We start from the raw sequence: 12,177 nt of genomic DNA on the forward strand, positions 1-12,177 counted from the left end.
TCTCTATACTCTCCTCTTCTTCGGTGGTCTGCATCCATTGTGAGGTAGGGGGGTCACATCTCGAATGGAAACCACGTCGATTCCTGTTGCATGAATGGCTCGAATCGCAGTCTCCCTGCCACTCCCCGGTCCTTGCACGTAAACATTCACACGTTTCATTCCGAATTCCTGCGCTTGTCGTGCTGCGTTTTCCGCTGCGACTTGCGCTGCGAAGGGAGTGCCTTTGCGGCTTCCTTTGAAGCCGGCACGTCCTGCACTCGACCAGCAGAGGACGTTGCCTTCTTTATCCGTTATCGTTACGATTGTGTTATTGAAAGTAGACAAGATATGTGCGATTCCGTGAACGCAACTTTTTGCTGTCTTTGCTTTCGGTTTTTGTGTGGATTTACGTGCCATATGATTTTTGAAATTACTTCGGTGATGGTGCTCTCTTCTTTCCGGCTACAGTCTTCTTAGGTCCTTTACGAGTTCGTGCATTATGTCGCGTCCTCTGACCGCGTACGGGCAAACCTTTTCTATGACGTAACCCGCGATAGCATCCGATTTCGATTAGACGCCGAATGTTTTGCTGAACCTCTTTTCGCAAGTCCCCTTCGACTTGATAGTTTCGGTCTATCTCTTCACGGATTTTCGCGATCTCCGCATCGCTCAATTCTCGGACCTTACGATCCGGATCTATCCCAGTGCTTTGGCAAATTTTCAAGGCAGAGGTGCGTCCGATGCCGTAAATATAGGGAAGGGCAAAGGCGACTTTCTTATTGCTCGGTAGGTCAACTCCTGCTATTCTCGCCATAAAACTCCGTTGTTACCCCTGTCTCTGCTTGTGCTTGGGGTTCGTACAAAGGACGCGTACGACGCCTTTGCGCCGTATGATCTTGCACTTTACGCACATTTTCTTTACACTCGGTCGTACTTTCATCGGGAATTGATCTTTGGAAACGAATAGCCTGGGAGGTCCTTAGAACCCAGAGAGAGGTGAAGTATACCCCAAAAGCCCACATTTTTATGCGTCAAATGACTATTTATATCGATAAACCACACGGCCTCGAGTCAGGTCGTAAGGGCTGAGTTCCACCTTCACACGGTCACCGGGGAGGATTTTGATGTAGTGCATGCGCATTTTCCCGCTGATATGCGCCAGTACTTCTTGCCCGGTATCGAGTTTGACCCGAAAATTTTCCCCGGGCAAGCGCTCTATGACCGTGCCTTCGACTTCGAGGGCTCGTTCTTTTTCACTGGTTTTGATTTTTCTTTTTTGTTCTGGCATATGTTTTAGGAGTCCACCTATAATTTTGTGAGTATTTCTGGGGCGCTTTTGGTTACAAGTACCATATGCTCGAAATGGGCAGACAGAGAGCCGTCCTTTGTCACGACTGTCCATTTATCGGGCTGGGTACGCACCTGATACTTACCTGCGTTAATCATCGGCTCGATACATAAAACCATTCCTGCTTTTAGTTTGGGTCCTGTGCCGGGTTTTCCAAAGTTAGGGATACTCGGCTCTTCGTGAAGTTTCTTGCCTATTCCATGCCCGACGAGGTCTCGGACGACACTGTATCCATGGCTTTCTACATAAGATTGAATCGCGTGGCTGATATCCCCCACTCGCTTTCCCTCTCTGGCTTGAGATATTCCTTGCATGAGAGATTCTCGAGCGACGTTGAGCAAACGAGTCGCTTCGGGGCTAATTTTCCCGACCGGGTAAGTCCAAGCGGCATCCCCATGATATCCTTCGATCTCCGCACCGACATCCAAACTCACGATGTCTCCTTCTTTTAGGATTCGTGGACCTGGAATGCCGTGGACTACTTCCTCGTTCACGGATATGCAAACTGCGGCTGGAAAATTTCTATAACCTTTGAAACACGGACGCGCGCCTAACTCGAGAAGGGTTTTTTCGCCGATTTTGTCCAACTCCGCCGTCGTTATTCCCGGCGCGATGGCTTTAGACATTTCCCGTAAAGCGATTGCAACCGCTTTAGCGCATCGGCGCATAATTTCAATTTCAGGGGGGGCTTTGAGCACGATCATGAACAAATAGCGGATTTGACCTTTGCGTATACCTCTTCGATACTGCCTGTGCAATCTACCTCACGAAGGAGACCACGCGAACGATAAAACTCGACAAGGGGTTCTGTTTGCTGGCGATAAACGGAGAACCTTTTCTCGATTAATTCGGGTGTATCATCCGACCTGCCTTCGATTTTCGCTCTATTGAATAAGCGTTCCTTCACGACGTCTAATGGCGCGACGAAGTACAGCACGCAATCCAGCTTTTGCGATTGACTATTCAGGATTTGCTCCAGCGATTCTGCTTGTGCGATGGTGCGTGGGAAACCGTCCAACAAGAAACCATCTTTCGCTTCCTGGGAATCGAGCCACTCCTTGACGACCTCGGTAATGATCTCGTCAGGAACGAGTTTTCCTGATTCCACGTATTCCTTCACGATTTTTCCCAAAGGAGTGCCTTCTGCTATAGATTTACGAAGAAGGTCCCCAGTTGAAATCGTGGGAATTCGTTTTCGTTCAGAAAGAAGTTTTGCTTGTGTCCCTTTTCCTACCCCTGGTGGTCCCAATACGACAATGCGTTTAGGCACGGGAATAACCTTTCATGATGAGATTCGCTTCGATTTGTCGCATCAAATCCAACACTACGCTTACGATAATCAATAACGATGTGCTTCCCAAAAAACTAAACTGTGCAACGCCGGTAATTTGCGGAATCCAATAAGGAACGAGAGAAACGAATGCCAAAAAGAATGCCCCCACCGCTGTGATTCGTGAAATGACTTGGTCCAAAAACTGTTCGGTCTGTTTTCCTTGACGAACTCCGGGAATATATGCGCCGCTGCGTTTCAGATGCCCTGCAATTTCTTCTACATTGTATTGCACCGCAGTATAAAAATACGTGAAGAAGAAGATAAGGAGCGCATAAATGATAGTGCCTGTTAACCATTGGTACCAGAAAGCACCTGGCCGCGGGTTGAAATAGATGGCGATATTACTAAAGAGTTCGCCCATCCATGAACCGGGTGGAAACCATTGTGCAATTTGTGCCGGAAGGTAAAGGAGCGTTACGGCAAAGATTATCGGGATAACTCCCGCTGCATTCACCGGGATAGGGAGATAGGAACTTCCACCCACGAGCATTTTTGCCCCTGCAGTACGACGCATGTGCTGAATCATGATTCTGCGCTGCGCTTGGGTGAAGAAAACGATGAGCCCTGTGAGCAAGACGAAAATTCCGAACAATGCCACTACCCGCCAAATCGCCATCGTGCCTTCTCGTACCTGCTGAATAACTGCTGCGGTTTGAATGGGGAAGGAGACGACGATGCCTGCGAAAATCATCAAACTCACGCCTTGGCCAATTCCTTTTTCTTGAATTTGCTCACCCAGCCATAAAACGAACATCGCACCGGCAGTCCAGAGAACTACGATTTGAACTTTTTCCCATGCAGAAAGAGGAATTCCTTGTGTCAAAAGCGTGAGGAAGCCCCATCCTTGAAAAGCGCACAGAACGAGAGTTAATGCTCTCGTGCGTTGCGCTCTTCGCATTCTTTCGTATTGGCCACCTTCCATCATTTCCTTTTTCAAAGAAGGAATCGCAACGGTGACCAACTGCATGATAATGGAAGCAGTGATGTATGGGTTCAACCCGAGCGCAAATATGCTCAATCTTCTCAACGCTCCCCCTGTGAACATATTAATCATTTCCAATACGCCGCTTTGCTGAAGTTTTTGCGTGATGAGATTCGGGTCTATATTTCCGATAGGCACTTGGATATGGATGCCAATTGCGTAAATCCCGAAGATGAGAAAAATGAAAAGGATTCGCTGTCTTAGATCAGGTTCGTTCCATGCCGCACGAAATACGTCTACGAAATTCATAGCCGCACGACTTCTCCGCCTGCTGCTTTGATTTTTTCCTCCGCAGATTTACTGAACGCGTGGGCACTTACGCGCAACTTTTTCGTTAACTCTCCAAAACCTAAAATTTTCAAACCGTCTTTCAAATCACCCACGAGACCCTTGTCAATGACAATATCAGGAGTTACTTCCGCACCACTTTCGAACGACTTCTCTATCTTGTTGAGATTGACAACGGCGTATTCTTTGGAATTCGGATTGCGAAAACCTTTGCGAACGGGCAATCTTCGATGAATCGGAGTTTGCCCCCCCTCGTAAGCCGGGTGAATATTTCTCCGCGCTTTTTGCCCTTTAGTTCCTCGACCGCAGGTCTTCCCTAGCCCGCTGCCGATTCCACGACCGACGCGAACTCGTTCGCGTTTGCTTCCTGGAGCAGGTTTCAAATCACCGAGATGCATGGGTTTCCTCTTCGACTGGCATTACCTCGAGCATATGACGCACTTTGTAGAGCATTCCACGAAGCGATGGACTATCCTCGTGGATAACCACTTGATTGAGCCTTCTAAGACCAAGAGCACGAATCGTTTTTCTGTGTGTTTCTTTCTCGCCAATTGGGGAGCGGACTAACTTAACTCGGATTTTCATGATTCATCCTCTCCTTCTTCGAGCGTCGTTGCTACAACAGGACTTTCTTCAGTGGTCTCGGGCATAGCCTCTGTTTCTTTAATGGTTTCTGGCATTTCTGACATTTTTTCGGTTTCTAACGATTCTTCTCGAATCGGAGTTTCACTTTCCGTCTCTGCAGATACTTCCTCACGAACTTCAGCCGATGGAGGCTGAACTTCGACTGTTTGCTCTTTCTCTTCTTCCTCATCCTTCACGAACCACGGAGCAATTTGTTTTAATTTGAATCCTCTTTTTGCGGCTTGTTCTTTCGGAGAAACAAGCGAAGAAAGCGCTTTCATCGTTGCCCAAGCGCTGTTCACTGCATTTCTGCTTCCTAAAGTTTTTGCTAAAACGTCACGAACTCCTGCGCATTCCAGAATCGCGCGTACGACTCCACCTGCAACTACGCCAGTTCCCGGTGTCGCTGGGCGAAGGAGCACTTTCGTCGCACCCAATTCTCCTATGACCGCGTGAGGAATAGTATTTTCGACCATAGGGACTTCGATCATCGCTTTTTTTGCGGCTTCTTCGCCTTTACGAATAGCATCGGGAATACCTAAAGCCTTGCCTAATCCTGCTCCTACATGACCTTTTCCGTCACCGACTACGACCAAAACACTCCACGAAGCGGTTTTCCCCCCCCTATGGGTTTTCGATACGCGGTTCGTTTGTACGACGCGAACGTCTAAGCCTTCTACGTCTTCTCTTTTTCCTGCGATAGATACTTTCGGCATAAATTAAAACTCCAAACCCGCTTCTCGGGCAGCATCGGCAAGGGCACGTACTCTTCCACCGTAACGAAACCCTCCTCTATCGAAAACAACGGCTCGAATTCCTTTCTCTTTCGCTCTTTCTGCGATAAGTTTACCGACGATTTTCGCACCTTCGATATTTCCACCGTTATCGAGTTTTCTTTCCAAAGAACTCGCTGATGCGATCGTCGCTCCTTTTTCATCGTCTATTATTTGTGCATAAATGTGTTTCAGGCTGCGAAACACGGCAAGCCGCGGACGCTCCGCGTTTCCTTTCACGCGTTTGCGAATCCGCTTGTGTCGAATATCGCGCATATCTCGCATATTACGCTGTTGCCCTCTTGCCTTGTTTCAGTTTTATAAATTCACCTTTATAGCGGATACCTTTTCCCTTATAGGGATCGGGGGGGCGAACTCTGCGAATGTCGGCTGCCACTCTGCCGACTAATTGTTTATCTATCCCACGAACTCGAATAATCGGAACACGCGTTCTTTCATCCGTACCAACCTGAAATTCGATTCCAGGAGGAGCCTCGACACGAACAGGATGCGAATAGCCGATATTCAAAACCAAATCTTTCCCTTCCAAAGACGCACGGTATCCCACTCCGTGAATTTCTAAAACTTTTTCGTAACCTTGACTCACACCGACGACCATGTTGTTGATGAGACTCCTTGCTAAGCCATGTTGGCTTCTGTGCAAACGAGAATCCGAGGGACGCTTGACGGATAAGATTCCATCGCTTTTCTCCACGACTAAATCCGGATGAATTCGTTCTCTTAATTCTCCCTTAGGACCTTTGACGATGACTTCGTTTCCTGCAACTTCGACAGTCACGCCCTCAGGAATCGTGATTTTTTTTAGGCCTATCCTCGACATAAGATTTACCAAACCTCGCAAATAACTTCCCCACCGACTTTTCGTTTTCTCGCCTCTCTATCCGTCATGAGTCCTTTATTCGTAGACAGAATGCGTGTACCCATTCCGCTTGCCACAGGCTGCAATTCGTCGTAACCTTTATAAATGCGCAATCCCGGTTTACTAATTCTGCGTATATGCCTCATAAGAGGCTTTTTCTGTTGGTCGTAGCGCAAATGAACACGCAGCGTTGGAAAGGAGGAATCCTTCATGATTTCGAATCCTCCTACAAATCCTTCTTGTTTTAGAATCGCCGCGATTGCTTCGTTCATTTTGCTATGTGGTGCATCTATATATTCTTTTTTAGCGCGATAGCCGTTCCGAATACGCGTCAAGAAGTCAGCAATAGGATCCGAATGCATAATTACCAACTCGACTTCCGCACTCCCGGCAACATCCCTTTCAACGCCAACTCTCTCAAACAAATTCTGCAAACTCCGAAATAACGAAAATAACCACGCGCCCGTCCGCAAATACTGCAGCGGTTGTATGCGCGCACCTTAAATTTCGGCTTTCGCTTTTGCTTTACGATTAGACACTTTTTTGGCATATCGAATCACACATTATTATTTCAAATCAATCGTTATTTCGGCACCATCGTTAGTTCATTACACACGCTGGCAAGACCCATTTTCGAGAAAGGGGCAGATATCATACCCGAATTTAATCCTCTTGCTCCTGAGCCTTGCGTTTCTGATACTCGGCAATCAAGGTTTGTTGCTCGTTCGCAGGGACTTCTTCATACCTCGCGAACTTGGTCCTAAAGCGCCCCCTTCCTTTCGTTATGGAGCGAAGGTCGAGGGCATATTTGGTCATCGTCGCCATAGGTACTTCAGCGTAAATCCTCTGTTTTCCAGGAGCAATAAGCTCCATACCCATCGGTCTTCCTCGGCGGGTGTTCAGGTCGCTGATGACGTCTCCTGTAAATTCCTCCGGGACGTCTATCTCGACGGACAATATCGGTTCCAAAATCGTGGGCTGAGCCTGCTGGGCTGCCGCCCGAAAAGCCATAGCACCAGCCATTTTGAACGCCTGCTCGCTCGAATCCACCTCGTGATAACTCCCGTGATAGACGTTGCACCTGAAATCTACTACAGGAAAACCAGCGATGACACCCTTCTGTTTTGCCTCGACGACACCTTTTTCGATTGCCGGAAGATAGTTCTTCGGAATGACCCCGCCGACGATGGAGTCCGTAAATTCGAAACCCGAACCGCGAGGCAAAGGTGTGAGCTCGACCCAGCAGTCTCCATACTGTCCTCTCCCGCCTGACTGCTTTTTATACTTTCCTTGCGCTTTTGCGGGGACTTTTATCGTTTCACGATAAGGAATTTTCGCCTCTTCGGTAGTTACGTTTACTCCGAATTTTTCTCGGAGTTTTTCGATAATGACATCGAGGTGGATATCTCCCATCCCCTCTATTAAATACTGTCCGCTTTCCGGGTCTCGATGATGACGAAAAGTCGGGTCTTCATCAGCGAGTCGTTGAATTGCATTTCCTAACTTATCCTCATCGGCTTTCGTTTTGGGAACAATTGCTAAACGATAAATTGGTTCCGGAAATTCAATAGATTTAAGTGCTTTGAGGTTCTTCGGGTCGCACAGGCTATCTCCGGTTTTCGTTTTTTGGAGTTTTGTAATTCCGGCAATATCCCCTGCGATAACGGCAGATGCGGGTAATTGTTCTTTTCCTCGCGGGAAAAATAGTGTTCCTATTCGCTCTGCTTCTTCGGTAGTTGCGTTTTTGATTTGACTATCCGGCTTTAATGTTCCCTGCATTACTCTAAGGTAGTTGATTCGTCCGACGAACGGGTCTGCTGTCGTTTTGAATACGAAACAACATAAAGGCGCTGTCGTGTCAGGAATTATTGCTTCTTCATTCGATTTCTTTGGTTTCTCTGTGGGATTCGGTACAAGACCTACGATATGGTCGAGTAACGGAATTACACCGATCCCCATAGAAGCACTCCCCAAAAGAACTGGAAATATTTTGCCGCAACTCACCCCTGCTTCCAAACCTTTTGTAATTTCTTCTTCGGACAAAGACTGTCCTTCGAGATATTTCTCCATGAGAGAGTCATCACCTTCAGCAGCGGAATCCATCATCCATTCCATTACTTTCTGTGCTTCCAACTTGATATCCGCTGTAGGTTCTTCTTTCTTTTCGTTTTTTACATCACCGAGATGAACGCGGTTGTCAATCAAGTCATACACGCCTTTGAAATTCAACTGTGAACCTACAGGGACTTGAAGCGGAACGACGCGTTTCCCGAAGCGATTTTCCAAAGTCTTCATAAGCCCTGGATAATCTGCATTCTCTCGTTCCATTTTATTGACGAAAATTAAGCGTGCAATTCCCTGTTCCTCTGCAAGCTCCCAAGCATTATCGAAACCCACATCGAGTACGGTTTGCGCAGGTGTTACGATAATCATCGCTTCTACGACTCTTGCCACCCCATATAAATCGCCGATGAAATCGGGAAAGCCCGGGACGTCAATAATGTTGATTTTCGTTCCTTTCCATTCGAGCGAAAGAATCGATGCGCTCAAACTGATTTTGCGTTTTATTTCTAACGCTTCGAAATCGGAATGAGAAGTTCCTTGGTCAACGCTTCCCAAACGGTCTATAGCACCTGCAGCCCAAAGCATTTGTTCTACGAGCGTTGTCTTTCCAGCCCCACCGTGTCCTACTATGGCTACATTGCGAATATTTTCCGTTTTGTATTCCATATCTTAACTGCGTTCCCTAAAAGGCAATCCCATTTTTTTCAGTAAAGCTCGTGCTTCTTCGTCTGTTCGTGCGGTAGTGCATATCACGATATCCATCCCGCGTATTTTATCGAACGTTTCGTAGTCAATTTCAGGAAAGACGAGTTGTTCTTTCAATCCGATTGCATAATTCCCGTGCCCATCGAAGGAACGTGGATTCAAGCCTTGGAAGTCTCGCAAACGTGGCAAAACGACCGTTATCAGTTTGTCCAAGAAATGGAACATCCTGTCGCCTCGTAGAGTAACTTTGCATCCGATTTTCATCCCTTTCCGAATACGGAAGTTCGAAATAGATTTTTTCGCCAAAGTGACAACGGGTTTCTGACCGGTGATGAGAGTCAAGTCACGAATGGAATTATCCAGAGCCTTGCTGTCCTTCGTTGCTTCGCCTACCCCCATATTCACTACGATTTTTTCGATGCGCGGAACTTGCATCGGCGTCGTGTAACCGAATTCCTTCATCATTTCGGGGACGATACGTTCCTGCCACAAATCACGCAAGCGGCTGCGCGGTGGCTTTTCGATAACAGCCGTACCACCTGCTTGTTTTCCTTCTTTTTTTTCTTTTATCGCTTGTTCTTTCTTTGCCATTTCTTATTCGCAGTCATTTATTTAATGTCAATTTATTTAATGTCGATGGTTTCGTTGGTTACCTTTGCAAAACGCACCCACCTGCCATCTTCCATTCTCCTCCCTACGCGGGTCGGTTTTCCGGAATGCGGATCTACCAGTTTCACCTTACTGATATGAAGTGGAGCGGGAACGCGGATTCTTTCACCTTGTTGCTGAGGATTACGCGGTTTTCGATGTTTCGTCACGGCATTGAGAGGAACGGGTTTACCTTCTTTATCTTTCGAAAGGCCTTCGACGACAATCATCATACGTTCTGGAATGACGCGTATCACTCGTCCGCGCTGTCCTTTATCTTTTCCGGAAATCACTTCTACTGTATCTCCCGTTTTGATTTTCAATTTGACTTTTCCCATCAGATAACCTCCGGCGCGAGAGACACGATCTTCATAAATTCTTTATCTCGAAGTTCGCGTGCTACTGGCCCGAAAATTCGCGTCCCTCTCGGTTCACCAGTAGTCGTAATCAGAACGCAGGCGTTATCGTCGAAACGTAAAGTACTTCCATCGGGTCTGCGAACCGGTTTTTTCGTTCTCACGATCACCGCTCTTACGACTTCGCCTTTTTTGACGGGCATGTTCGGCGCGGCGGCTTTCACGGAGGCAACAATAACGTCGCCAACCGTTCCATAACGCGGTTGCGAACCCTTAAGCACACGAATACACATCACCTCGCGTGCTCCCGAGTTATCTGCAACTTTTAGTCTCGAATATTGTTGTATCATTGCCTTTGTTTTAGAGAAATTCTTATTGCACTTTCTTCAGTATCTTCGTTACGCGCCAACGCTTTTCTTTGCTCAGCGGGCGCGTCTCCATAATTTCTACTAAGTCACCTATATCGCAACCGATTTCATCGTGTGCTTTGTATTTTTTACTGCGTACCACCGTTTTAAGATATAAAGGATGTTGAATTCGTCGTTGTACGGAAACGACGACAGTCTTTTGCATTTTGTTCGAAACGACAACGCCGCTTCGAGTTTTTCTGCGATTTCTCACTTTTCCGTTTTGGGTCATGCCTTTATTTCTTCTTTTCGTTTTTCGGTGATCACCGTAAGGATGCGCGCGATGTTGTGTCGCTGCATCATTACGGATTTTACATCTTTTAAATCTCTCAATGCCATCTTTCTACGGAGTTCGAAGAGAGCGAGACGCTCATTTTGAAGCATCTCTTCCAACTCTTCGAGAGTTTTTTCTCTCAATTCTTTCGTCCGCAGTGGTTTCATTACGCTTCTTCCTCTTTTGCTTGCGTACCCTTACGGCGCTCTAAAACGAACTTCGGCGGCTTAGGTTCGACAGCACTTGTCTCTGCTGGGGAGACTTCAGCGTGGTCGGGCATATCCTGTCTTGTTATAAATTTCGTTTTTATAGGTAATTTATGGCCTGCAAGCCGCATAGCTTCCTGGGCTGCTTCTTTGGGAAGCCCCCCCATTTCGAAAAGCACACGCCCGGGTTTCACCACAGCCACCCAACCCTCCACATTTCCTTTCCCGGAGCCCATCCTGGTTTCTGCGGGTTTTTTGGTAAAAGGTTTATCGGGAAATATGCGAATCCAAACTTTTCCTCCACGCCTTACCGCGCGTGCTAACGCGACTCGCGCCGCCTCTATTTGACGATTGGAAATCCAACCCGGCTCGAGCGCTTGCAAACCATAGTCGCCGAAATCGAGTTTTGTAGCTCCTTTGGATTTCCCTTTCATTCGTCCTCGAGCGACTTTTCGATGCTTGACGCGTTTAGGCATCAACATTAATGCACTACCCCCTTCTCGTGTTCTTCTTCTAATTCTTCTTCTATTTCTTTTTCTAATACTTCCTCTATTTCTTCAGCAATAGGAGGAACTTCGGGGATTTCCACAGGCAAAGCCTCTTGAGGTACCGGTTCTGTAATCTTTCGTTCGGGTTTCTCGGGTTTTTCTACCAGTAGGCCTTTTTCGGGCAACACTTCGCCTTTATAAATCCAAACTTTGACACCGATTACACCGTAAGTCGTTTGTGCTTCAGACATTGCATAATCAATGTCTGCTCGAAGCGTGTGCAACGGAATTTTTCCGAATTTTTCCTGCTCGCTGCGTGCAATCTCTGCTCCGCCCAATCTGCCACTTACGATAATCTTCATCCCTCTACAATTCATTTTCAAGGCGCGTGTTATCGCCTGGCGCATCGCTCGTCGAGGAGCAATTCTTCTTTCGATTTGCAATGCAATATTATCTGCCACCAATTGGGCGTCTAATTCCGGTTGTCTTACCTCGGTCACGTTGACATGCACTCGAGCATTCTTCTCGTACTGTGCGACGATTTTGTCCAAATCTCTCGTCATCTCGTCGATACCTTTCCCCCCCCTACCGATTACCGCACCAGGCCTTGCAGTGAATAACGTTACGCGAACTTTATTCGCAGAGCGTTCGATATCTACTCTGCTGACGGTTCCTTTTCCAAGTCGGTCTTTAATATATTTGCGAATTTCCCAATCGCATTTCAAAAAAGTAGGATATTGTTTTTTATTCGCATACCATCGGCTATCGGGTTCGCGAATAACACCTATACGGAATCCTATCGGATGTGTTTTCTGTCCCAAG

At 47.1% G+C, this 12,177-nt stretch carries 19 protein-coding genes and 3 pseudogenes; all 22 read right to left on the minus strand.

Features of this window, described 5'->3' with window-relative positions; translation table 11 throughout:
• Positions 1–3 precede the first annotated feature (3 nt).
• Positions 4–396 carry a 30S ribosomal protein S11 gene (gene rpsK, locus VNK96_08190; protein ID HWP31684.1) on the minus strand — a complete coding sequence of 131 codons (393 nt, stop codon included), beginning with the start codon at positions 394–396 and terminating at the stop codon, positions 4–6.
• 13 nt (positions 397–409) lie between these two features.
• Positions 410–793, minus strand: coding sequence for a 30S ribosomal protein S13 (gene rpsM, locus VNK96_08195; GenBank protein HWP31685.1), 384 nt, complete (start codon positions 791–793; stop codon positions 410–412).
• Between the two features lie 12 nt (positions 794–805).
• The gene (gene rpmJ, locus VNK96_08200; GenBank protein HWP31686.1) at positions 806–919 is read right to left on the minus strand and encodes a 50S ribosomal protein L36; all 114 of its coding nucleotides are present in this window, start codon (positions 917–919) and stop codon (positions 806–808) included.
• Between the two features lie 99 nt (positions 920–1,018).
• Positions 1,019–1,267: a translation initiation factor IF-1 gene (gene infA / locus VNK96_08205; GenBank protein ID HWP31687.1), complete on the minus strand. Its 249-nt coding sequence runs from the start codon at positions 1,265–1,267 to the stop codon at positions 1,019–1,021.
• Positions 1,268–1,284: 17 nt separating this feature from the next.
• Positions 1,285–2,031, minus strand: a complete 747-nt coding sequence (gene map, locus VNK96_08210; protein ID HWP31688.1) for a type I methionyl aminopeptidase — start codon at positions 2,029–2,031, stop codon at positions 1,285–1,287.
• A complete protein-coding gene (locus VNK96_08215) occupies positions 2,028–2,597 on the minus strand; it encodes an adenylate kinase (GenBank protein HWP31689.1) in 570 nt (189 codons plus the stop codon). The genes map and VNK96_08215 overlap by 4 nt, the downstream gene beginning before the upstream one ends.
• The gene (secY, locus tag VNK96_08220) at positions 2,590–3,891 is read right to left on the minus strand and encodes a preprotein translocase subunit SecY (protein HWP31690.1); all 1,302 of its coding nucleotides are present in this window, start codon (positions 3,889–3,891) and stop codon (positions 2,590–2,592) included. The genes VNK96_08215 and secY overlap by 8 nt, the downstream gene beginning before the upstream one ends.
• Positions 3,888–4,328 carry a 50S ribosomal protein L15 gene (gene rplO / locus VNK96_08225; protein ID HWP31691.1) on the minus strand — a complete coding sequence of 147 codons (441 nt, stop codon included), beginning with the start codon at positions 4,326–4,328 and terminating at the stop codon, positions 3,888–3,890. Before rplO ends, secY begins: the two co-directional genes overlap by 4 nt.
• Positions 4,315–4,515 carry a 50S ribosomal protein L30 gene (gene rpmD, locus VNK96_08230; protein ID HWP31692.1) on the minus strand — a complete coding sequence of 67 codons (201 nt, stop codon included), beginning with the start codon at positions 4,513–4,515 and terminating at the stop codon, positions 4,315–4,317. Before rpmD ends, rplO begins: the two co-directional genes overlap by 14 nt.
• Before the next feature lie 248 nt (positions 4,516–4,763).
• Positions 4,764–5,270, minus strand: a pseudogene (gene rpsE, locus VNK96_08235) (30S ribosomal protein S5).
• A 3-nt stretch (positions 5,271–5,273) separates the two neighbouring features.
• Entirely contained in the window at positions 5,274–5,612 is a 339-nt protein-coding gene (gene rplR / locus VNK96_08240) for a 50S ribosomal protein L18 (protein HWP31693.1), read from the minus strand.
• A gap of 1 nt (position 5,613) precedes the next feature.
• Positions 5,614–6,168 carry a 50S ribosomal protein L6 gene (gene rplF / locus VNK96_08245; protein HWP31694.1) on the minus strand — a complete coding sequence of 185 codons (555 nt, stop codon included), beginning with the start codon at positions 6,166–6,168 and terminating at the stop codon, positions 5,614–5,616.
• Between the two features lie 5 nt (positions 6,169–6,173).
• On the minus strand, positions 6,174–6,569 hold the full coding sequence (rpsH, locus tag VNK96_08250; protein HWP31695.1) for a 30S ribosomal protein S8: 396 nt from the start codon (positions 6,567–6,569) through the stop codon (positions 6,174–6,176).
• 2 nt (positions 6,570–6,571) lie between these two features.
• Entirely contained in the window at positions 6,572–6,757 is a 186-nt protein-coding gene (locus VNK96_08255; protein HWP31696.1) for a type Z 30S ribosomal protein S14, read from the minus strand.
• A gap of 113 nt (positions 6,758–6,870) precedes the next feature.
• Entirely contained in the window at positions 6,871–8,937 is a 2,067-nt protein-coding gene (gene fusA, locus VNK96_08260) for an elongation factor G (protein ID HWP31697.1), read from the minus strand.
• Positions 8,938–8,940: 3 nt separating this feature from the next.
• The gene (gene rplE, locus VNK96_08265) at positions 8,941–9,567 is read right to left on the minus strand and encodes a 50S ribosomal protein L5 (protein HWP31698.1); all 627 of its coding nucleotides are present in this window, start codon (positions 9,565–9,567) and stop codon (positions 8,941–8,943) included.
• Positions 9,568–9,599: 32 nt separating this feature from the next.
• Positions 9,600–9,962, minus strand: a complete 363-nt coding sequence (rplX, locus tag VNK96_08270; protein HWP31699.1) for a 50S ribosomal protein L24 — start codon at positions 9,960–9,962, stop codon at positions 9,600–9,602.
• Positions 9,962–10,330, minus strand: a complete 369-nt coding sequence (gene rplN, locus VNK96_08275) for a 50S ribosomal protein L14 (GenBank protein HWP31700.1) — start codon at positions 10,328–10,330, stop codon at positions 9,962–9,964. Before rplN ends, rplX begins: the two co-directional genes overlap by 1 nt.
• A 22-nt stretch (positions 10,331–10,352) precedes the next feature.
• A complete protein-coding gene (rpsQ, locus tag VNK96_08280; GenBank protein ID HWP31701.1) occupies positions 10,353–10,619 on the minus strand; it encodes a 30S ribosomal protein S17 in 267 nt (88 codons plus the stop codon).
• Entirely contained in the window at positions 10,616–10,828 is a 213-nt protein-coding gene (rpmC, locus tag VNK96_08285; protein HWP31702.1) for a 50S ribosomal protein L29, read from the minus strand. The genes rpsQ and rpmC overlap by 4 nt, the downstream gene beginning before the upstream one ends.
• 110 nt (positions 10,829–10,938) lie before the next feature.
• Positions 10,939–11,349, minus strand: a pseudogene (gene rplP, locus VNK96_08290) (50S ribosomal protein L16).
• Between the two features lie 179 nt (positions 11,350–11,528).
• Positions 11,529–12,176, minus strand: a pseudogene (rpsC, locus tag VNK96_08295) (30S ribosomal protein S3).
• Position 12,177 lies beyond the last annotated feature (1 nt).

Source organism: Fimbriimonadales bacterium (assembly GCA_035559795.1).
In the GTDB taxonomy this organism is placed as follows: domain Bacteria; phylum Armatimonadota; class Fimbriimonadia; order Fimbriimonadales; family ATM1; genus DATMAR01.